16 protein-coding genes are annotated in these 21,827 nt (G+C 41.0%); 12 read left to right on the top strand and 4 right to left on the bottom strand.

Annotated features, from left to right (window positions below; all coding sequences use genetic code 11):
* The first annotated feature begins 23 nt into the window (after positions 1–23).
* From FIU21_RS08550 to FIU21_RS08585, 8 genes are all read left to right on the top strand, one after another.
* Positions 24–1,208, top strand: a complete 1,185-nt coding sequence (locus FIU21_RS08550; RefSeq protein WP_004360220.1) for an ATP-binding protein — start codon at positions 24–26, stop codon at positions 1,206–1,208.
* A 46-nt stretch (positions 1,209–1,254) separates the two neighbouring features.
* A complete protein-coding gene (gene nifJ, locus FIU21_RS08555; RefSeq protein WP_004360218.1) occupies positions 1,255–4,830 on the top strand; it encodes a pyruvate:ferredoxin (flavodoxin) oxidoreductase in 3,576 nt (1,191 codons plus the stop codon).
* A 649-nt stretch (positions 4,831–5,479) separates the two neighbouring features.
* Complete coding sequence (locus FIU21_RS08560; protein WP_081445977.1) at positions 5,480–5,896, top strand: DUF1648 domain-containing protein; 417 nt, start codon at positions 5,480–5,482, stop codon at positions 5,894–5,896.
* A 52-nt stretch (positions 5,897–5,948) separates the two neighbouring features.
* Entirely contained in the window at positions 5,949–6,569 is a 621-nt protein-coding gene (locus tag FIU21_RS08565; RefSeq protein ID WP_004360215.1) for a DUF6621 family protein, read from the top strand.
* A gap of 111 nt (positions 6,570–6,680) precedes the next feature.
* Complete coding sequence (locus tag FIU21_RS08570) at positions 6,681–7,919, top strand: saccharopine dehydrogenase family protein (protein ID WP_036886222.1); 1,239 nt, start codon at positions 6,681–6,683, stop codon at positions 7,917–7,919.
* Positions 7,920–7,923: 4 nt separating this feature from the next.
* Positions 7,924–8,244: a TfoX/Sxy family protein gene (locus tag FIU21_RS08575; RefSeq protein ID WP_004360211.1), complete on the top strand. Its 321-nt coding sequence runs from the start codon at positions 7,924–7,926 to the stop codon at positions 8,242–8,244.
* Between the two features lie 32 nt (positions 8,245–8,276).
* A complete protein-coding gene (recA, locus tag FIU21_RS08580; RefSeq protein WP_004360210.1) occupies positions 8,277–9,302 on the top strand; it encodes a recombinase RecA in 1,026 nt (341 codons plus the stop codon).
* A gap of 142 nt (positions 9,303–9,444) precedes the next feature.
* Positions 9,445–13,476, top strand: coding sequence for a DEAD/DEAH box helicase (locus FIU21_RS08585; protein ID WP_004360209.1), 4,032 nt, complete (start codon positions 9,445–9,447; stop codon positions 13,474–13,476).
* 274 nt (positions 13,477–13,750) lie between these two features.
* Here FIU21_RS08585 and FIU21_RS08590 read toward each other — a convergent pair whose 3' ends face one another.
* Genes FIU21_RS08590 through FIU21_RS08605 form a run of 4 tightly spaced genes read right to left on the bottom strand, consistent with a single transcriptional unit; the run spans position 13,751 to position 16,653 of the window.
* Positions 13,751–14,110, bottom strand: coding sequence for a GntR family transcriptional regulator (locus tag FIU21_RS08590; RefSeq protein ID WP_004360208.1), 360 nt, complete (start codon positions 14,108–14,110; stop codon positions 13,751–13,753).
* Positions 14,111–14,137: 27 nt separating this feature from the next.
* Positions 14,138–14,941: a hypothetical protein gene (locus FIU21_RS08595; RefSeq protein WP_036886237.1), complete on the bottom strand. Its 804-nt coding sequence runs from the start codon at positions 14,939–14,941 to the stop codon at positions 14,138–14,140.
* 19 nt (positions 14,942–14,960) lie between these two features.
* Entirely contained in the window at positions 14,961–15,812 is an 852-nt protein-coding gene (locus FIU21_RS08600; RefSeq protein WP_004360206.1) for a GIN domain-containing protein, read from the bottom strand.
* 19 nt (positions 15,813–15,831) lie between these two features.
* Positions 15,832–16,653: an ABC transporter ATP-binding protein gene (locus FIU21_RS08605; RefSeq protein WP_004360205.1), complete on the bottom strand. Its 822-nt coding sequence runs from the start codon at positions 16,651–16,653 to the stop codon at positions 15,832–15,834.
* An 828-nt stretch (positions 16,654–17,481) separates the two neighbouring features.
* Here FIU21_RS08605 and FIU21_RS08610 point away from each other — a divergent pair.
* From FIU21_RS08610 to FIU21_RS08625, 4 genes are all read left to right on the top strand, one after another.
* On the top strand, positions 17,482–18,366 hold the full coding sequence (locus FIU21_RS08610; protein WP_004360204.1) for a DNA/RNA non-specific endonuclease: 885 nt from the start codon (positions 17,482–17,484) through the stop codon (positions 18,364–18,366).
* Positions 18,367–18,389: 23 nt separating this feature from the next.
* The gene (locus tag FIU21_RS08615) at positions 18,390–19,922 is read left to right on the top strand and encodes an ATP-dependent DNA helicase (protein ID WP_036886220.1); all 1,533 of its coding nucleotides are present in this window, start codon (positions 18,390–18,392) and stop codon (positions 19,920–19,922) included.
* 629 nt (positions 19,923–20,551) lie between these two features.
* Positions 20,552–21,133: a hypothetical protein gene (locus FIU21_RS08620; protein WP_004360202.1), complete on the top strand. Its 582-nt coding sequence runs from the start codon at positions 20,552–20,554 to the stop codon at positions 21,131–21,133.
* Between the two features lie 119 nt (positions 21,134–21,252).
* Entirely contained in the window at positions 21,253–21,822 is a 570-nt protein-coding gene (locus tag FIU21_RS08625; RefSeq protein ID WP_004360201.1) for a GNAT family N-acetyltransferase, read from the top strand.
* The last annotated feature ends 5 nt before the right edge of the window (positions 21,823–21,827 follow it).

Here is a 21,827-nt window from a genome sequence, read left to right on the forward strand (position 1 = left end):
ATATTATATATAACGGGAACAAGATGGACGCATTCTTTCGCACGCATACTTACTTGGTGGAGCATGTAAATGCCCCAGTGCGTCGTCGTCTCATGGATGAGATTAATTGGGACGACCGGCTCATTGGCATCAAGGGTACGCGAGGCGTAGGTAAAACGACCTTCCTCCTACAATATGCCAAAGAGCGCTATGGCGCTACTGATTGCCAATGCCTTTATGTAAATATGAATAACTTTTACTTCCAAGGCAGAGGTATAGCAGACTTCGCTGGCGAGTTTTATCGTCATGGCGGAAAAGTCTTGCTGATTGATCAAGTGTTCAAACAGCCTGATTGGAGTCATGAACTCCGTCAATGCTATGACAATTATCCTGAGTTGAAGATAGTTTTCACTGGCTCAAGTGTCATGAGACTGAAAGAAGAAAACCCTGAACTTAATGGCATTGTTAAGAGCTATAACCTGAGAGGTTTCTCTTTTCGCGAATACTTGAATTTACAAACAAACCAACAGTTTGAGCCTTACACATTAAAGGATATTATAAACAACCACGAGGAGATAACAAGATATATTCTCTCAAAGGTTAGCCTGATGAAGTACTTTGCAGACTATATTCACCACGGCTTTTATCCCTTCTTCTTAGAACATCGTAACTTCTCAGAGAATCTACTGAAGACGATGAATATGATGACAGAGGTAGATATCCTTCTCATCAAACAAATAGACTTGAAATATCTGACCAAGATTAAAAAGTTATTTTACCTTCTTGCCTTGGAAGGTCCTAAGGCTCCAAACATCAGCAACCTTGCTAAAGATATCAACACAAGCCGTGCTACGGTAATGAATTATATCAAGAATCTTGCTGATGCACGACTTATCAACCTTGTATATCCAGTAGGACAAGAGTTTCCTAAAAAGCCTGCAAAGGTTATGTTACAGAACTCTAACTTGATATATGCCATCTACCCCATCCAACTTGACGAACAGCAACTCATGGAGACATTCTTTGTAAATGCGTTACAAGAGGTATGCTCGGTAAATGAAGGTAATAAACAAGGCACATATATTATCAATCAAAAAGAAAAGTTTAAGGTATGTGATACTGGAAAGACTAAAAAGCGATTTAGCACAGACACAACCTATACTATATACAATACTGAGGTGGGAAAGGACAATCAAGTACCACTTTGGCTAATAGGTTTCCTATATTAGGCAAGACCAAAAACATTATAACAATATTCATTTAATAAATTTCAAAATGGCTAAAGAAAAGAAGTTTATCACTTGTGATGGTAACGAGGCCGCTGCTCACGTGAGCTACATGTTCTCTGAGGTAGCAGCTATCTATCCTATCACTCCATCATCTCCAATGGCTGAGCACGTAGACGAGTGGTCAGCACGTGGTCGTAAGAACCTTTGGGGTCAGACAGTAAGCGTTCAGGAGATGCAGTCAGAGGGTGGCGCAGCTGGTGCCGTACATGGTTCACTGCAGTCTGGTGCTCTCACGACAACCTTCACCGCATCACAGGGTCTTCTCTTGATGATTCCTAACATGTATAAGATTGCTGGTGAACTTTTGCCATGTGTATTCAACGTTTCAGCACGTACACTCGCAAGTCACGCTCTTTGTATCTTCGGTGACCACCAGGACGTAATGGCTTGCCGTCAGACAGGTTTCGCTATGTTCTGTTCAGGTTCTGTTCAGGAGGTTATGGACCTCTCTGCAGTTCCTCACCTTGCTTCATTGAAGACATCAGTACCATTCATCAACTTCTTCGATGGTTTCCGTACATCACACGAGTATCATAAGATTGAGTGCCTTGACCAGGAAGATATCCGTCCATTGGTTGACGAGGAAGATATTAAGCGTTTCCGCGATCGCGCAATGACTCCAGAGCGTCCAGTAGTTCGTGGTACAGCTGAGAACCCTGAGACATTCTTCACACATCGTGAGGCATCTAACAGTGCTTACGAGAATGTAGCAGAGGTTGTTGAGCACTATCTCGGCGAAATCTCAAAGATTACAGGCCGTGAGTATCACCTCTTCGATTACTATGGTGCTAAGGATGCAGAGAACATTATCATCTTGATGGGTTCAGCTACAGAGGCAGCTCGTGAGGCTATCGACTACTTGATGTCTCAGGGTAAGAAGGTTGGTATGATTGCTGTACACCTCTATCGTCCATTCTCAGTTAAGCACTTGCTCGCTGCAGTTCCAAAGTCTGTTAAGCGTATCGCAGTTCTTGACCGTACTAAGGAACCAGGAGCAGAGGGTGAGCCATTGTACCTCGATGTTAAGAGTGCATTCTATGATGTTGAGAATAAGCCATTGATCGTTGGTGGTCGTTATGGTCTCGGTTCTTCAGATACAACACCAGCTAAGATTATCGCTGTTTATGACAACCTCGAGTTACCAGAGCCAAAGAATCACTTCACTGTAGGTATCGTTGATGACGTAACCTTCACTTCTCTCCCAGAGGTTGAGGAGATTCCATTGGGTGGTGAAAGCACATACGAGGCTAAGTTCTATGGTCTTGGTGCTGACGGTACCGTTGGTGCTAACAAGAACTCAGTAAAGATTATCGGTGACAACACTAATAAGTACTGTCAGGCCTACTTCTCTTATGACTCTAAGAAGTCTGGTGGTTTCACTTGTTCTCACCTCCGCTTCGGTGATAATCCAATCCGTTCTACTTATCAGGTAAATACACCTAACTTCGTAGCTTGTCACGTTCAGGCTTACTTGAACATGTACGACGTTACACGTGGTTTGCGTAAGAATGGTACATTCTTGTTGAACACTATCTTTGATGGTGAGGAACTTGTACACTTCATTCCTAATAAGGTTAAGCGTTACTTCGCAAAGAACAATATCAGCGTTTACTATATCAACGCTACTAAGATTGCACAGGAAATTGGTCTTGGCAACCGTACCAATACTATCCTCCAGTCTGCATTCTTCCGTATTACTGAGGTAATTCCTCTCGACCTTGCTGTTGATCAGATGAAGAAGTTCATCGTTAAGAGTTACAGTAAGAAGGGTCAGGACGTTGTAGACAAGAACTTCGCTGCTGTTGACCGTGGTAACGAGTACAAGCAGTTAACTGTTGACCCAGCATGGGCTAACCTCTCTGATGACGATGCTAAGGTAGACGATGCACCAGCATTCGTTAAGGAACTTGTTCGTCCAATGAACGCACAGGCAGGTGACCTCTTGAAGGTTTCTGACTTCGTTAATCATGGTACTGTTGACGGTACATGGTCAGTAGGTACAGCAGCTTTCGACAAGCGCGGTGTTGCGACCTTCGTTCCAAAGTGGGATGCAGAGAACTGTATCCAGTGTAACAAGTGTTCATACGTTTGTCCTCATGCTTGTATCCGTCCATTCGTATTGGATGAGGCTGAGAAGGCTAACTTCAACGAAGAGACACTCGACGTCATCGCTCCAAAGCAGCTCAAGGGAATGCAGTTCCGTATTGAGGTGTCAGTTCTCGACTGTACAGGTTGTAGCAACTGTGCTGATGTATGTCCAGGTAAGAAGGGTAACAAGGCTCTCTCTATGACACAGTTCGTTGCTGGAGAGGAAGAGGCTAACCACCGTGCAGCTAACTGGGATTACCTCGTTAAGAACGTTAAAAGCAAGCAGAACTTGGTAGATATCAAGTCAAACGCTAAGAACTCTCAGTTTGCTCAGCCTTTGTTCGAGTTCTCAGGTGCTTGTGCTGGTTGTGGTGAGACTCCATACGTTAAGCTTGTTTCACAGCTCTTCGGTGATCGTGAGATGATTGCTAACGCTACAGGTTGTTCTTCAATCTACTCAGCTTCAGTACCTTCTACTCCATACACAACTAACGAGGAAGGTCATGGTCCTGCATTCAACAACTCACTGTTTGAGGACTTCTGTGAGTTCGGTATGGGTATGGCTATGGGTAACAAGAAGATGCGCGAGCGTATCGCTGTACTTCTTAACGATTCTATGGCTAACGACCATACACCTGCAGAATTCAAGGAGGCTGCTCAGGAATGGCTTGACAACATGAATGATGCTGATGCATCTAAGGTTGCTGCTGCTAAGCTGAAGCCATTGATCGCTGCTGGTGCTGAAAAGGGATGCCCTGTATGTGCAGAGCTGAAGACACTCGACCACTATCTCGTTAAGCGTAGCCAGTGGATTATTGGTGGTGACGGTGCTTCTTACGATATCGGTTACGGTGGTCTCGACCACGTTATCGCTTCTGGTGAGGACGTTAACATCTTGGTTCTTGATACTGAGGTTTACTCTAACACTGGTGGTCAGAGTTCTAAGTCTACTCCACTCGGTGCTATTGCTCAGTTCGCAGCTAAGGGTAAGCGTATCCGCAAGAAGGACCTCGGTCTGATGGCAACTACATACGGTTATGTTTATGTAGCTCAGATTGCTATGGGTGCTGACAATGCACAGACATTGAAGGCTATCCGTGAGGCTGAGGCATATCCAGGACCATCACTCATCATCGCTTACTCTCCATGTATCAACCATGGTTTGAAGGTGAAGGGCGGTATGGGTCGTAGCCAGGCTCAGGAAGCAAATGCTGTTGCTTGTGGTTACTGGCAGCTCTGGCGTTACAACCCACTGTTGGCTGAAGAGGGCAAGAACCCATTCTCACTCGATTCTAAGGAACCAGAATGGGATAAGTTCCAAGACTTCCTTCACAGTGAGGTTCGTTTCCTCTCTGTCCTCAAGGCTTATCCAAATGAGGGCGAGGAGCTCTTCAAGGCTTGTGAAGATATGGCTAAGCTCCGTTACAAGAGCTATGTTCGCAAGACTCAGGAAGACTGGAGCGAGGAGGCATAATCGCCTAACAAACAGATTAAAAAGATATAGTTAAAACACTATATAACATACGCAAAGGAGGGTGTGTCAAAATGCAAATACCATTTTGATAATCTAACAGTTTGAAACAATCCAATAAAGAATGACCATTTCTGTACGCGATTTTTAGTAAAGAAATGGTCTTTTCTTTGCCTTTAGAAGAACCCAACTTATAGATTGAAAGTTGTCAAGTTATTAATTTGCATTTTGACACACCCTCCTTTTTTTATACCTATTCGTACAGACTGCTATACCTTTCCCATATACGTATTAGCATCTTACGCCCGCATAATTATTATCTTAATGCTTCGCATTCTCCATCATTAACCGATGTATCACTATCCAACACATGTCGTGCTAAGGCTTAGCACCAATGGTGTTAATGATGAGCACCATTGGTGCGGAGTAATAAACACATTGAAATATACTACCGAAGTGGATTCAACTTGTTATTAAAAGCAGGCTATACTACTAAAAACAAGCTCAACTGATGTGTTCAGGACCTTGATCTTCAGAAGTAAATACAATATTGTGGCTTATATAAAAAAGGTTTATTTGCTTTGTATTTTTCAAAATAAATTGTATTTTTGTCATAAGAACTGAATCTTCTAACGTAAACAACAATCATAATATGAAAAGTAAAATCCTATCATTAGCCATTATCATTGCAATTACAGTAATTGCATTATATTGTATTCTGAGTGGACCTGAGACGATTATCCTACATTGGGATATTGGTGGAGAAGCAGAAAGCTATGGTTCTAAGTATCTTATACTGGTACTTCCAGTTATTTCATTAATCGTTTTCTTGCTGGTTATCAATCAAGAAAAGCATCCATACGACACAAGTCTTGTGAGCGGAAAAACTCGAAAGAACAGGAATCCGAAAGCACTTCGTGATATAATGCCAATCCTATTGTTGGTTATATTGTATCTTACAGCATGTTCTGTCCAAATAATTTCCATGTCATCAATAGTACCCTTCTCTCTTATTATTATTGCTATAATTCTCTTTATGTATAAATCACGCAAGTCGACAAAGCTATAAAAACGACCTTATTTATTTTGCATTTCACTTGATTTGATGTATCTTTGTAGCTATGAATGCACAAGAAGCACAGAACATTAAATGGAGTGAGAACATCATCATTGTTGATGGTGATTATATAAACCATGTCGCTTTCGATCTCATTGTCAATTTTGAGCGAATGCTGAACCGTCGTATTCCCGCTGCTGATTTCAGCCAGTGGGTTGTAAACATTGCCCTTGACGGACGTTTGAAGCCAGGAAATCACGAAACACAAGTGGTTCTTTTACATGATAAGAAGAATCCAAGACTTGAGAATTTTGCCCCAGCCGATTATCTAAAAGAACTGAATGGGCAAGCATTCAAAGATTCACAGCTTGGCGAATTTATTATCAATGCTATTGCTACAGGTGATGAAGTAGCCAAGAAAGACGATGTTCTTCTCGACCTCCTAAAGACTATTCTTAGTCATGAAGAGGTTAGACGTATTATGGTTGTATCAAACGCTGAGGACAGCCAATTGATGAGTACACTTCGTTCTACGCTTCGCGATGTAGATGATGAGCTAAAACATATTACCTTGTTTGCAATGCAACCACTCGAAGGAGGTAATTTCAAACAGCAAATTTTGGGTTACTCGCTTCTTAATGCAATGGGTATATCCGCTTCAGAGATTGAAAGTAAGATTAAGTAAGACATAAAAATAAAGTAATAATAATAAAATAAGAATTCTCAAAATAACATTCCGTAGCTCCCTTCTTTGGAGTGGAGAATAGAATGGGAATACAGAGAATTAAATTGAACTATGGGAAAAGTTTTAATGATTGGCGCAGGTGGCGTAGCTACTGTAGCCGCTTTTAAGATTGTCCAGAACCAGGACGTGTTTACGGAGTTCATGATTGCCAGCCGTCGTAAGGAGAAATGTGACGAACTGGTTAAGGCAATTCATGATAAGGGCTACAAGGCAGACATCAAGACTGCACAGGTTGATGCAGACGATGTTGAGCAGTTGAAAGAACTCTTCAATTCATTCAAGCCTGAGCTGGTTATCAATCTTGCACTACCCTATCAGGACCTCACCATCATGGATGCCTGCTTAGCTTGCGGTTGCAACTATCTTGACACCGCTAACTATGAGCCAAAAGATGAGGCACACTTCGAGTATAGCTGGCAGTGGGCTTACAAGGATAAGTTCGAGCAGGCTGGATTGACAGCTATCCTCGGTTGTGGTTTCGACCCTGGAGTGTCACAGGCTTATACCGCATATGCAGCAAAGCATCACTTTGATGAGATTCACTATCTTGATATTGTTGACTGTAACGCAGGTAACCACCACAAAGCATTTGCAACCAACTTCAACCCAGAAATCAATATCCGTGAGATTACCCAGAAGGGACTTTATTATGAGAATGGCAAATGGATTGAGACAGATCCATTGGTAGTACATCAAGATATTACCTATCCAAACATCGGTCCTCGAGACTCTTACTTGATGCACCACGAAGAGTTGGAGTCATTAGTCAAGAACTATCCAACAATCAAACGCGCTCGCTTCTGGATGACTTTTGGTCAGCAATACCTTACTTACCTTGATTGTATTCAGAATCTTGGTATGAGTCGTATCGATGAGATTGAGTATGAAGCACCATTGGCAGATGGGTCTGGCAAGACAGTTAAGGTTAATATCGTTCCTTTACAGTTCTTGAAGGCAGTGTTGCCTAATCCACAGGACCTCGGCGAGAACTATGATGGTGAGACCTCTATCGGCTGCCGTATTCGTGGTATCAAGGATGGTAAGGAACAGACTTACTACATCTATAACAACTGTAAGCATCAGGATGCCTATAATGAAACAGGTATGCAGGGCGTTAGCTATACTACTGGTGTACCAGCAATGGCTGGTGCAATGATGTTCTTCAAGGGACTTTGGAGAAAATCAGGTGTATGGAACGTGGAAGACTTCGATCCAGATCCATTCTTGGAGGTACTCAATAAGCAAGGTTTACCTTGGCACGAAGTGTTTGGTGGTGATTTAGAACTATAAGAAGATGGCTTGCTCTTTAGACTTTATTGAATTTGTTAGTAGTCAGATAGCTACTGCAGGGACTGTGAGATGTAGGAAGATGTTTGGTGGCTACATGGTTTATGTTGACGAAAAGCCTGTTATCATAGTTTGTGACAATATACCTTATGTCAAAGAACACGAGGCAATTAAGTCAATGATGCTATCTGCCGAACGTGGATTCCCTTATGAAGAAGCTAAGGAACACTACGTTTTAGATGTTTCAAGGTCTGATTTTGCTGTCAAGGTTGTTAAGGTCTTGGCAGAAGTGTTACCTTATCCAAAGAGTAGAAAAAAGAATAAATAATGTTTTATCAATCAAAAACAAGATAATAGTATATGGCAAAAGAAGATACAGGTACGACATCGGCAGCTGAAGGTAAACTGAAAGCTTTGCAGGCTGCAATGTCTAAGATAGAAAAAGACTTTGGTAAAGGGTCCATCATGCGTATGGGCGACGAACAAATAGAACAGGTAGAGGTTATCCCAACGGGTAGTGTTGCCCTCGACACAGCACTCGGCGTAGGTGGTTATCCACGTGGTAGAATTATTGAAATTTATGGTCCAGAAAGTTCTGGTAAGACTACATTGGCTATTCACGCTATTGCAGAGGCACAGAAGCAGGGCGGTATAGCAGCCTTCATTGATGCAGAGCATGCGTTCGATCGATTCTACGCAGAGAAGTTAGGTGTGGATGTTGATAATCTTTGGGTTTCACAGCCAGACAATGGTGAGCAGGCTTTAGAGATTGCAGATCAGCTGATTCGCTCTTCTGCTATTGACATCCTCGTTGTCGACTCAGTTGCAGCCTTGACTCCAAAGAAGGAGATTGAGGGTGACATGGGTGACTCTGCCGTAGGTCTGCAAGCACGACTGATGAGTCAGGCATTGCGTAAACTTACCTCAACAATCGCAAAAACTAATACTTGCTGCATCTTCATCAACCAGTTGCGTGAGAAGATTGGTATGATGTTTGGTAATCCAGAAACAACAACAGGTGGTAATGCACTAAAGTTCTATAGCTCTGTACGCCTTGACATCCGTCGTATTACATCTATCAAGGATGGCGATCAGGTTATTGGTAATCAGGTTCGTGTGAAGATAGTAAAGAACAAGGTTGCTCCTCCTTTCCGTAAGGCAGAGTTTGAGATTACCTTCGGTGAGGGTATTTCAAAGATTGGCGAGATTGTTGACTTGGGTGTTCAGTATGGTATCATTCAGAAGAGCGGTAGCTGGTTTAGCTATAATGGGACCAAACTTGCACAGGGTCGTGATGCAACCAAGGCTATGATCAAGGATAATCCAGAACTTGCAGAAGAGCTGGAGGGCTTGATTAAGAATGCTATCATCGAACAGACGAAGTAATAAGCACAAACCTATGGTAACTTGAATGTAACTCTTTCATATAAGTACATTCCTGATACCATAGGTTTTTTGTATACCCTAATTAACTTCCAGTCCTATAAGGTTTAACAAGGATACAACATTAATTATAAACTTTACTTCTATGCTTTCATTCTCTTCTCTTAATTCCAACGAGCGCACACTTCTTATGCTGATGGCTTATTTTTACAAATATGGTCAAACTAAGAAAAAACTATCAAACTTGTTGGAGAAGATAATGTTGCCATCTCTTTCCGATTTGGCTTTTAAAAGGTTAAAGACCGATGGTTTACTGGTAGAAGTAAATCTTCACTATTACGGAGGTGGAAAAGTATTATACATAAATAAGGATATGCTGATTCCTTCTCTCTTTGAACTTTTCAAAGAAGAAAACAGCCTATTATTACAGAATATACGCAGACTTTATAAGAAGACTTATAATAATGAAAAACCATCTCCTTTGGTGCGTTTGATAATATATTATATTGCACCAAATGCAGAGGAAGCAATATCGACTTCCTATGCGCAAGTCTTAGAATCGTTCAATGACTGTTGCCTTAACTTGATTGATGAAAGAGAATATGAGACTTTCTTTCTATCAATGCCCACAGAATTATTGTCTTTTGTGCTGAACGCAACTCTTCGTATGGCAATGGCTCGGGATAAAGTAATGGACTGGGAATATTTAAAAGGACTTGTTTTCAGTCGTAAAAAAATAGGCAATAGTATAGCAAGAAAAAGCGATTTAGAATCAGTCTTTGCTTATTATTACTATTTAGGTACGGGTAAAATCTGTATTAATCTCAAAACATCTGTAAGCAATATCTTTACACTTCAGATAGCAGCAATTGATGCATTGTATAAAGGAGATTACGCTTTAGCCTATAAGCTATATACCAAGGTGATGACGGCTAATAATAAGGTAGCTCCTATTAAGGGACTTTTCGTAAATCCTATTGCTAATTATTATTTCGCAATTGCAGCAATCTTTACCAACACAGAGACCTCTCTGAAGAAGTTAGAAACAATGATGAAGCGTAATGGGGATAGAGAATACACGCCTACATACTTCCTTGTACAACCGTTGAAGGCTTATTTTTATGATAAGTCTGATGCGAATATACGAAAAGAGTCTTATCTTGAATTGTGCAAGGAACCAGATATGCAGATGGTATCTTGGCTTACTTGGACGATGTATCCGTCTTTTGGCATACTTCCGACAAAGGCAACTAAACCTATTAATCCACCTAACTGGGCTTTCTTGCAACTGGAGACTGGCATTATGGAGAGTAGCTCTTCTGAAGAAATTTTGGTGAAAGACTTCGGTGGTACATCACTGTTGAGCCGATTAGAAGTAAAATCTCTTTGGCAGCTTCGACTTGAAACACTAATTGCGGAGAATCAAGCAGTAGGGAATCAAACAACAGAGACTGTTCGAGACACAATGCTCGTATATCTGTTGCGTTATGGAATTGTTGTTCCCATTCTTAAACGTAGGTTGAAAAATGGTAGTTGGTCTGTGGGTAAAGAGCTTTCTGTTCGTGAACTTATAAATCTGGATGTTCCGGGCTTAGACAGTGTTGATCAGCGTATTAAAGAAGGAATCTTTTCGTGGGAATATAGTGTCTATATTGAAAAGTATCTGTATCTTTTTGTTGATTGTGACCATATTTACACCGGTTCCACCTATGACTTGCAGCCTGTGAAGATTCATAAGGACAATCCACACCTTATCATAGATAAACGTTCGGATGGTTCTTTCAGTGTCTCTACGAATGTAAAAGAGTTACAAAGAGGTGAGAAGTCGTCTTTCTTTTATAAGAAGAATTCTGAAACAGACTATTCTGTCTTTACCCCATCTGAATTTGAATATAAGACTTATAAGGAAATTCTGGCGCAAGAGATTTATCCAGCTGAAGCCGAGACCTTGCTAATTCAGCTGATTAAGGCTGTAGGTGGAAAGACAGAAATCCACTCCAATATGGTGGCTGAGCTTGACGATTTACAGCGTGTTGATGTGCAACCTTGTATAACGCTCCGTGTTGTTTCCACTGCAAACAACTGTTTCCAACTTACTGCCTTGGTGCGTATCTCTGATAGTCTTTCCTTTGTTCCAGGAAAGGGAAATGTCACCACTATTGCAGAACAAGAGCATAAGAAAGTGCAATTAGTTCGTAACCTAAAGAAAGAGCGAGATTATCTTAAAGCGATTAATGAGGGGCTAATTGAGGTAGAGTTCTTTGATGAAGGCGAAGCATGGAAGCCTCAAAGTATTACGGATTCGATAACACTTCCTATCTACACAATGCTACCTTTCATTCAGTGGTGTAAAGAACACCGAGATATTTGCATGATGGAATGGGCTGAAGGTAGTAAGATAAAGTATTATCCAGGCATCAGCAGTAGTGCTGCTCATATTTCTTTTAAATCAAAGAATAACTGGTTTGAGGTCGAAGGTGATATTGAAATTAGTGAGGGGCAGGTCATTTCCCTTCAAAAGCTGCTCGGACTGATGCATCAGAGTGCTCATCAGAAGTATATTATTATCGGTGACAATGAATTTATTACGATAAGCACCCAGCTCTCACGCATACTTAAACGACTTGACACAGTAACGACCGAGAATCGTTCACATCTGCAGATAGCACCTGCTGCAGTCTCTTTGTTAGGCGACTTGCTGGATGACACATCCTTGAATATAAAGCGTAATGAGACTATGGATGCCTTACGTCAGCGCATTGAAGCGTGCAGTAAAAAGATTCCAGTTGTACCGAAGACCTTGCAGGCACAGCTACGTGACTATCAGGAAGAGGGATTTGAATGGATGTCAAGACTGACGGCATGGGGAGCAGGTGTCTGTTTGGCTGACGATATGGGATTGGGAAAGACCGTTCAGACCATCGCCCTACTTCTTGAACAGAGCGAAAACGGAGCTTCGCTGATTGTGGCACCATCCTCTGTCGTACCTAACTGGCGCAATGAACTTCAGCGATTTGCACCGACGTTGAATCTCACTATTCTCAATCAGAGTGAGGATCGTTCAAAAGATATTAAGGAGGCAAAGGCAGGAGATGTTATTATCACCACGTATGGTTTGTTGAATATTCAGCAGGATGACCTCACTGGGAGGGAATGGAACGTAGTCTGTCTTGATGAAGCACATACCATCAAAAATGCCAATACGAAGATGTCAAAGGCGGCTATGCTGTTGAAGGCACAGCACAAGGTTATCCTTACGGGTACTCCTATTCAAAACCATCTTGCAGAGTTGTGGAATCTCTTCCAGTTTATTAACCCCGGTCTTTTAGGAAGTGCAGAACAATTCAGGAAAAAGTTTATCCTGCCTATTGAAGGAGATAACGACAAAGCACGCCAAAGCCAGTTACGTCGTCTGATTTCTCCGTTCCTTTTGCGTAGAACGAAAGCAGAGGTTATTGACGAATTACCTGCAAAGAACGAAATAAAACTCCCTGTTGAACTATCATCGGAGGAGATGGCTATGTATGAGGTTAAAAGGCGAGAAACAGAGGCGAAGATTCTTGAAAATAAAGCTGACAAGGTAAGTACGTTGGCTGAGATTACTCATTTGCGCCAGATGGCGTGTAGCTGTTCGTTGGTTGACAAGAGATGGAAGCTACCAAGCAGCAAAGTGCTTGCGTTCATAGACTTGGCGGAGAGTCTCAATGACAGCGGTAATCGTGCGCTTGTTTTCAGTCAGTTTACCAGTTTCTTTGAGGAGATAAAGAAGGCTATGGAGACTGCAAAACTCCCTTATCTTTATCTTGACGGAAGTACACCAATGTCCATGCGTGAAAAGTTAGTTAAGGAGTTTCAGTCAGGGAAGTGTCCTTTCTTCCTCATTAGCCTAAAAGCTGGAGGATTGGGACTGAATCTTACGGGTGCGAACTATGTTATCCATCTTGATCCTTGGTGGAATCCTGCCATCGAACAACAGGCTACCGACCGTGCTTATCGTATCGGTCAAAAACAGGACGTAACAGTCTATCGTCTGATTAGCCAGCACACCATTGAGGAGAAAATACTACGTTTACATAAGACAAAGCGCAACCTTTCAGACTCACTTCTTGAGGGCTCTGATATCTCCCATGCACTGACACAGGAGGAATTGCTCGAGTTGTTGCAAGATAACAGATGAGATAGGAAAACGTGAGAACCTTGCACCTTATATCTATTATATGTTTAAAAATGGGTTACTGTCATTTTAACATTTACTTATAACAGACTTAGAGCCAGCCTCTTAATATTTTGTTTTGCATAATAGGAATGACAGCAAACACAAATTCTTAAACCTATATATCCGTAAGTATTGATAAAGTGAGGGATGCACCGCCTGTACATCCCTCACTTTTATTATCAGATACTGATAGAGAGAGACCCCTCTTACTTATTATCCATTTAGAAAGAGGCTGTCATCGTTGCGCCTTCTCCCACTCTTTCTCTATATCTTCTATTGTTATTCCTAATAGTTTCATCTCACGAAAGACTGAGGGAAGAGACTGGGTAAGGAATGTCTTGCGTCGAGCAGTCATGATTTGCTCACGTGCACCAGCTGAAACAAAGTAGCCAAGTCCACGCCGATTGTATATAATCTCCTCACGAGAGAGTAGCTCATAGGCCTTCACTGCAGTGTTCGTATTCACTTGCAGCATAACGGCATACTCCCGGACAGACGGTATTCGATCGTCAGCTTTATATGTTCCAGCTATAATCTCATCGCAAAGACGGTCTGCCATTTGCTCATAGATAGCCTTATTATTTTCGAAATTCATAAGCCTTAATATTTAATCCACGTCATGTTAAATATTTCTCCATCGGTTGTTGATAACCTGCAGACGTGTATAGAGTTTGTAAGAACTCCAGTACATCAAGACTGTTAATCCGATACAGATGAGGTTGCTTATAACAGTGGTGAGTGCATTATCATCTAAGACAAGCTCGTAGTCGGTGTACTCGTAAAGAAAATAGGCAAAAGTCGTGAGGCTTATTGCAATGCCGATAACGATGATAAATAAGCTGATTAGCGTCTTCAGCCATGCAACCTTGTGGAAGAACATTCCACCTAAAAGTGTGAATGAATTAGTAAGAAGAACTATTTCGACGTTAACCCATAATGGAGAACCTGTTCTTAAACTTTGACAGTATTCATACCACGTTGCGACCAAGGAAGCTCTTCCACCATAGAAAATAAGCATTGTTGTCAGCTGTTGCAATCCATCGGCAGCGATAAAGGCGATGGCAATAAGCAATGGATAAACCACAGAAACGAGTATGAAACGTGCCAAAAACTTCTCAATATTAGTTGCAGGCAGCATCATTTCATTTATACGTTGCTGACGTTTACCAAGGTCGCTGATAATGAATGTAGCTATAGTGAAGAATGACATTGCAAATACTAAATTGATAAAAGGTATATTTCCCCATAACCTAATTCTTATATCAGCATCTGACATAGGCTGTCTCTCAAAGAACGGAAAAAACATTATTGCAATAACAAAGAAACCTATGAGCAAGCCAGCAAAGAGTTTAATGATAGAGCGGCGGCGTATAAGGATGAGCCGACTCATTACTTTACAGAAGCGATTTATATCAAATTTTTTCATATTTATATCCTCCTTATGCTTATTTAATTCTTGTTGTTTCATTCTTGATAACGGCTTTACCCCCTTCTATCATTTGTATAGGCAGACGTGTTGTTCCCGTAATCTTGGCATCTGTATTACCCATTATATAGAAGGATGCCGTGTCTGTGCGGTTGAAGTTTACATCTAAGTCTGCATTCCCCGGAACAGCAAAGCGGGCTTTCTTAGCTGTCAGATTTCTGATTTTCAGGTCAGCATTACCTGCTATGGAGAAAGAGGTATTATCTATATACCCTGAGTTCAGTCTTATTTTACCATTCCCAGAGATATCAAAATTGGCTTGCTTAGCGGTTAGGCTCTTAATATTTATACCAATATCATCAGCTATGACAAAGTTCAATTGATTAATTCTCATCTTATTTATAGTAACATTACAACCAAAATCAGAATTAATTATCAAATTATCAAGTGTAATAGAGTCTGAGAAAATAATCGGGTTAGAGCCGTACAAATTTATGTGTGTTAAGGTGGGAGCAGTAATATAAATTTCAATATTGCTATTCACTTTCTCCATGCTATAGGGAAAGAATACCTGACCAAATACAGAATCTGGGTTCTTTATTTGTACTGTCAATTTGCCATCAATGACATCAAAATCCAAATATGAAAGCAATCTTTCCTGTCCTTTTACCTTTATACTGCATTTCTTGCCTTGTATGATATGAACTGGAACTAATGCTGCAACCTCTAATTCCTGGAACTTTTCAACAGAAATATTCTTGGTTACGACCTTACCAAAATCCCCTTTCTTGCGAATACAAGAACTGAAAAGGAATAGGCAAGCAGCGAAAACAAGGCTGAGATTAATGATTCTTGCAAATGTTGTCTTCATAATGATATTCCTCCTTCTTTTATTTTAGTTTACCTGTTGTTGCAGCATTGAACAACAATTCAAGGTTAATAGTTGTTTCGCTATCTCCCTCCTGACGTCGAGCAATCACATTATTGCCCTGTAGTGATGGTTCAGCATAGAGTACTTCGTCATCCATCTCATTGCTTTGACGGATGCCGAAGGTGTATTTTGCGGTGATATCCTCGGTTGAGGCGTTGATAAGCAACTGTGAATTATCAAGGATGATAATGTGATCAAGCAGTTGCTCAACATCATGCACCTGATGAGTAGAGATAATCAGCGATGCGTCTTCTGCCATATTGCCAGCAACTACTTTACGGAAAAGAGCCTTTGAAGGAATATCGAGTCCGTTAGTAGGTTCATCCATCAGAAGAATACGACAACCAGTAGCAAGTGCAAAGCTCATATACACCTTCTTTTTCTGTCCCATAGAGAGTTGCTTAAAGTCGAGATCAGAGGACATTTCAAAGTCTGACAAGCACTTTTCAAGAACCTCCTCGCTAAATCGAGGGTAGAAGTCTTCATGAATCTTTGCATACTTACTGAGTGACATATTGGGCAAGTCATACTCCTCAGGTACAATATACAGTTCCTCTAACATTTCTGGATAACGGCATGAAGTGGTATAACCATCAACGATAACACTACCCTTCTTCGGTTTCAGAAGTCCTGCTATAAGGTATAACAGCGTACTTTTTCCTGTTCCGTTCTTGCCTAACAGACCATAAATCCGGTTCTCATTGAGTTGTAGATTCAGCCCCTCAAACACGTTGTGCTTGCTTTTTGGGTAACTGAAAGTCAGTTCATTTACTTGAATCATAAGGCTTTTCTTTTTAATAGATTGTTTTCTTTGATTGCATTTTTTATTCTCATTTTTTTAACCTAATGTGTACTACTATAATAGTACACTGCAAATGTAAGATTAAAAATCAATACTTGCAAGTATTTTAGTAAAAAAGTGATGAAAAGATAATCATTTTCTTATGATCAACCTCAACTTAACAATCATACTCTATAGGCCTTCTAAGAAAAAAATAGCCACATATAAATAAGGTATAAATGGAATAGAGTAACAACTATAAAACACATTTTGTAATAAATTTTCCATTACTTCATTTTCAATTCATGCTTAATAGCATTTGAATTAAGCCTTAATTGGCTTTCTAAAGACGCCCTTTTGGGGTCTAACTAACGCCCTTTAGGAAGCCAATTAAGCACCTTTTAAAATCCAACTTTATAACCATCAGAATATAAGGAAGTTACAAAGACAATACAAAACTTACTTTTATACATATCAAAAGACTTAAAAGCGACAAATTATGTAAAGATATTTCGTAATTTAAAGGATAATACATTCTTTCAAAGAATAAGCCATTAACCACATGCAAAATCTCCCAAAAGCAAATAAAAGACTGCTTTTAGGTGAAGTCTTTAATGAAAAGCACCTATTAAATAACAAGAAAATAGTAACTTTGTAAACATAAACAATTTACCGCAAAGTTTGAAACTCAACTGGCAAATGCTGCCCTTCCCATATATTCTTAACCGATTATTTGAGACGAAAAGTTCTCAATTTCGCATTAGAAAAGGGGTAAACGAGGGAGAGGCGCAACTATCATAAATAGCATTAAATTCAAAACAACAATAAATGAAACATATATTCCTCAAAACAATCATACTTTCTCTGTCCCTATTGGCGGTTGCATGCAAAGGAGAGAAACAGAAGAGAGATTTCTCAACATTAGACAAACCCTTTGTAGAATCCTATAATTACAATAGGTCTAACGACACTAACACATCAAAGGGAAAGAAGAATGCGAACCAGAAAAACACATTTGAAGTAAAACAAGGCTTAGAAATTCCTATCGGTAAAGCTACTGTTCCGTCTCTCATACTCTATCGTGAGGGCTATACAACATCGTATAACGCAGAAACACGTACACCTAATTGGGTGGCATGGCACCTGACAGCAGCTCACACAAACGGACCTATTAAGCGCAAGGGTATCACCTTCCAAGCAGACGAAGAGATACCTGCACCACGTGTTGACACTTATGATTATATGCGTTCTGGCTACGACCGAGGACACATGTGTCCTGCTGGTGACAACCATTGGAGCCAAAAAGCAATGGAACAGAGTTTTCTGATGACGAATATTTGTCCACAAGAACCAGCCTTGAATAGTGGTTTGTGGAATACAGTAGAAAAGCTTTGTCGAACATGGGCAGAGCAATATGGCGATGTATATATTGTCTGTGGACCTATCTATTTCAATCGAAAACATAAGACAATTGGAAAGAATAAAGTGCAAGTGCCTGAAGCTTTCTTCAAAGTTGTCCTCCGACTGAAAGACGAACCGAAGGCTATTGGTTTTATCTGTAGGAACGCATCGGCTAAAGGACACAAGAAGACTGATTACGTCAATACAGTTGACGAGGTAGAACGTATCACTGGAATAGACTTCTTCTCACAACTTCCTGATAACATTGAACAGGTAATAGAAAGTCAAGCTAATATAAAAGAGTGGTATTAATAAGGAGTTAAAGACTTTAAGCGATGGTAAATGAGGAACTAAAGTATAGGATTTTACAGAACTTCGGATTTGCTCCTACTGCCGACCAGCTACATGCCGTAGAGGTCTTTGCACGCTTTATGACCGACCGTGATGAGCGTGCTGTAATGATTCTCAGAGGTAGTGCTGGTACGGGTAAGACCTCCTTAGCAGGTGCGATCGTGCGTACAATGCAGGAATTACGACAGAAGGTTACACTTTTGGCACCAACGGGTCGTGCCGCAAAAGTATTCTCACTGAATGCCAACCAGCCTGCAGCAACGATTCATCGATCTATCTATCGGGAAAAAGCATTTACAGGACTTGATGGGAAGTTTAATCTAAATGTCAATCTCTTTCATGACCGTTTGTTTATGGTTGATGAAGCATCTATGATTAGTTTGTCATCAAATAATAACACTTTCGGTAGCGGTTGCCTACTTGACGACCTTATCCAATATGTTTATAACGACCATCATTGCCGTATGTTGCTTGTTGGTGACAAGGCACAGCTCCCTCCTGTAGGTGAAGAAGAGAGTCCTGCGCTACGTTCAGATGTTCTCCGTGCTTATGGACTGACGGTCTTTGAGTGTGATTTAAACGAGGTTCTTCGTCAGAGTCAAGACTCAGGCATTCTCTATAACGCCACCGTTATTCGCCAAATGATAACCCATGATGAGGTAACGCAACTACCAAAGATTCGTTTCAATGGCTTTGCTGACATCTCCATCGTACCAGGTGATGAACTTATCGAACGACTGGCCTCCAGCTATTCAGAGGTGGGAATAGACGAAACAATGGTTATCACGCGATCCAATAAACGTGCTAATGTCTTCAATCAAGGTATTCGAAACATGGTTCTTGGACGTGAGGAAGAACTGACAACAGGCGACATGTTGATGGTTGTAAAGAATAAGTATAAGAACACCCCACCCCCATCACCTTCCCTCAATGGTAGCCTCAACAATGCTACAAATAATGTAAACAGCCTTACTACACAAGCGACAAGACAGGTTACGCACCTCCCTTCAGGAGGTGGAAAGGAGATAGAAAAACCCGTACTAACCTTCATTGCCAACGGCGACCGCGCTGTTGTGCGTCGTGTTCGCAATGTCCGCGAGTTCTATGGGTTCCGCTTTGCCAATGTATCACTGGAGTTTCCCGACTATAATAACGCTGAAGAGGAGATGACAGTTATCCTTGATGCACTGATGACGGAAGCCCCTGCCTTGACTCAAGAGCAGAACGAACAACTCTTCCAACATGTCTTGGAGGATTATGAAGACATCCCTCTAAAGGCAGACCGCATGAAAAAGGTGCGCGAAGATGAGTATTATAACGCCCTACAGGTAAAGTTCGGTTACGCTATCACCTGTCACAAAGCACAAGGCGGACAGTGGGCACACATCTATCTTGACCAAGGATATATGACAGATGAGATGCTCACACCCGACTATATCCATTGGCTTTACACCGCTTTCACTCGTGCTACTGAACATCTCTACCTTGTCAACTGGCCCAAAACACAAGTAGAATAAGCATTTGTAGCCGAAGTTTTAATCTCATTACATGGATAATAAACATTTCCATAAGACCTAAACAGCATAAAAAACACAATGGTGTGCATCATCTACAGAGGCTATTGACACAGAGTACACCTATGATGCAAAAGGAATATACTGCTCTTTTATCTTTATAATAAAACAATCTGGACTTAGCCTGAGTTGGTTTCATTTGTTCCTCCAAGCCTTTCCACATGATTAAACCCGATTTAACAATCAGAAGACACTTATCATAGACGCTTACAGAAAACATTCTAATATGTATCTATCTATCGATTACCACACCTCCCACTGCCCTCTTTTAGAATTGTGTTGATGCCCAGCACATGTGGTGCGCATGCCCCGCACCATTGGTGCGAAGGCTTAACACCAATAGTGTTGAACGCTTAATACAAGACGCTATGTTGTCAACAAGAAAACAAAATACCATTAGCATATATGAATACGACCATTAACAAATAACAATTGCTTGCTTAAACCAAAATCATTCAACCATACTCTTTTATAGTTAAAACATGCTAAAAATAAACCAACTAAACGAAATTATACTTATCTTTGGCAAATATAGTAGTTAAATTTTTTATTCACTAAAGCTTAAAAAGATTATGAAGAAAGTATTTATTATGGCTATTGCTGTAGCAGCAATGACCCTCGCAAGTTGTAACAACGGTAAGACTAATGCGCCAAAGGCTAATGCAGACTCAGACACAACAGAGTCAGTTGCAACTGATTCAGCAACAACTGCAGCAGCTCCAGCCTCAGCAGATCAGCTCATCGAGCAACTCAACGAGAAAGTAAAGGCTAAGGACGATAAGGGTGTAGCTGCATTGCTTACAGCAGCACAGACCAAAATGGCTGAATTGGCACAGAAAGATCCAAAAGAAGCACAGGCTTATGTTGCAAAACTTCAGCAGTGGATGCAGAGTAACTCTGAGAATATTAAGGCTGCCTTGAAGTCTTCTGGTAATGAAGCTGCCGCTAACGCAGTAGGTGCTGCTATCGACGCTGCATCAAAGGCTGATCCAAAGGCTATCACTGAAGGCATGTCAAAGGCTAAGGAAGCTATGCAATCAGCATCACCTGAGCAGGTAGAAGCTGCTAAGAAGGCTGCCAAGGAAGCTGCAGAAAAGATGCAGGGCAAGTCTGGTGAGGCTGCACAGAAGGCTATGAAAGACTTAGGTCTTTAATATCACCTACCCCACTTCCTTCACAGCTTGAAGGAAGTGGGAGATTATTCAAGCCGATACGATAAAGAAATCATCCAAGAGAAACACACAATCTCAAATAGTTTTCGTATCTTCGCACTATGATTAAGATTGAAGATGCACAAAAGAAGCAGGCTACAGTAATAGCCCGCTTGATTATGGAGGCTATGAACCACGAGTGTTGTCAGTGGTTTGCAGGTCCTAACCACACCTTAGAAGACTTTCATCTGCTAATGACAAGATTAGTGGAACGTGAAGACTCGCAATACTCCTATCTTAATACACTTGTAGCAATAACAGAAACAAATAAGATTGTTGGTATCTGTGTCAGCTACGATGGAGCCAAACTTAAAGAACTAAGAAAGGCTTTCATTGATGCTGCCTTGGAGGCTTTCGGTCGTGACTTTTCTGATATGGAGGACGAGACAACAGCTGGTGAACTATATATTGACTCACTTTGTGTTGACAATTCTTTCCGTGGACGAGGGCTTGCTAAGCAGCTACTTGAAGCTACAATAGAGAAAGGAAGAAAGATGAACCTCCCTACTGGATTACTTGTTGACATAGGAAACCCACAGGCAGAACGACTTTATCACTATGTAGGATTCGCATATATGGGTGATAATCAATGGGGAGGTCATAAGATGAAGCACCTACAAAAGTCACTCTAAAATCA

The organism is Prevotella melaninogenica (assembly GCF_013267595.1).
Lineage (GTDB): Bacteria > Bacteroidota > Bacteroidia > Bacteroidales > Bacteroidaceae > Prevotella > Prevotella melaninogenica_D.

Excerpts from the sequence above, each read along its gene's own strand:
- FIU21_RS08550 (WP_004360220.1), top strand. The coding sequence starts at position 24 with ATGGACGCATTCTTTCGCACGCATACTTACTTGGTGGAGCATGTAAAT.
- FIU21_RS08610 (WP_004360204.1), top strand. The coding sequence starts at position 17,482 with ATGAAACATATATTCCTCAAAACAATCATACTTTCTCTGTCCCTATTG.
- FIU21_RS08625 (WP_004360201.1), top strand. The coding sequence starts at position 21,253 with ATGATTAAGATTGAAGATGCACAAAAGAAGCAGGCTACAGTAATAGCC.
- FIU21_RS08575 (WP_004360211.1), top strand. The coding sequence starts at position 7,924 with ATGGCTTGCTCTTTAGACTTTATTGAATTTGTTAGTAGTCAGATAGCT.
- nifJ (WP_004360218.1), top strand. The coding sequence starts at position 1,255 with ATGGCTAAAGAAAAGAAGTTTATCACTTGTGATGGTAACGAGGCCGCT.
- FIU21_RS08570 (WP_036886222.1), top strand. The coding sequence starts at position 6,681 with ATGGGAAAAGTTTTAATGATTGGCGCAGGTGGCGTAGCTACTGTAGCC.
- FIU21_RS08565 (WP_004360215.1), top strand. The coding sequence starts at position 5,949 with ATGAATGCACAAGAAGCACAGAACATTAAATGGAGTGAGAACATCATC.
- FIU21_RS08595 (WP_036886237.1), bottom strand. The coding sequence starts at position 14,941 with ATGAAAAAATTTGATATAAATCGCTTCTGTAAAGTAATGAGTCGGCTC.
- FIU21_RS08600 (WP_004360206.1), bottom strand. The coding sequence starts at position 15,812 with ATGAAGACAACATTTGCAAGAATCATTAATCTCAGCCTTGTTTTCGCT.
- FIU21_RS08620 (WP_004360202.1), top strand. The coding sequence starts at position 20,552 with ATGAAGAAAGTATTTATTATGGCTATTGCTGTAGCAGCAATGACCCTC.
- FIU21_RS08585 (WP_004360209.1), top strand. The coding sequence starts at position 9,445 with ATGCTTTCATTCTCTTCTCTTAATTCCAACGAGCGCACACTTCTTATG.
- FIU21_RS08590 (WP_004360208.1), bottom strand. The coding sequence starts at position 14,110 with ATGAATTTCGAAAATAATAAGGCTATCTATGAGCAAATGGCAGACCGT.
- FIU21_RS08605 (WP_004360205.1), bottom strand. The coding sequence starts at position 16,653 with ATGATTCAAGTAAATGAACTGACTTTCAGTTACCCAAAAAGCAAGCAC.
- FIU21_RS08615 (WP_036886220.1), top strand. The coding sequence starts at position 18,390 with ATGGTAAATGAGGAACTAAAGTATAGGATTTTACAGAACTTCGGATTT.
- recA (WP_004360210.1), top strand. The coding sequence starts at position 8,277 with ATGGCAAAAGAAGATACAGGTACGACATCGGCAGCTGAAGGTAAACTG.
- FIU21_RS08560 (WP_081445977.1), top strand. The coding sequence starts at position 5,480 with ATGAAAAGTAAAATCCTATCATTAGCCATTATCATTGCAATTACAGTA.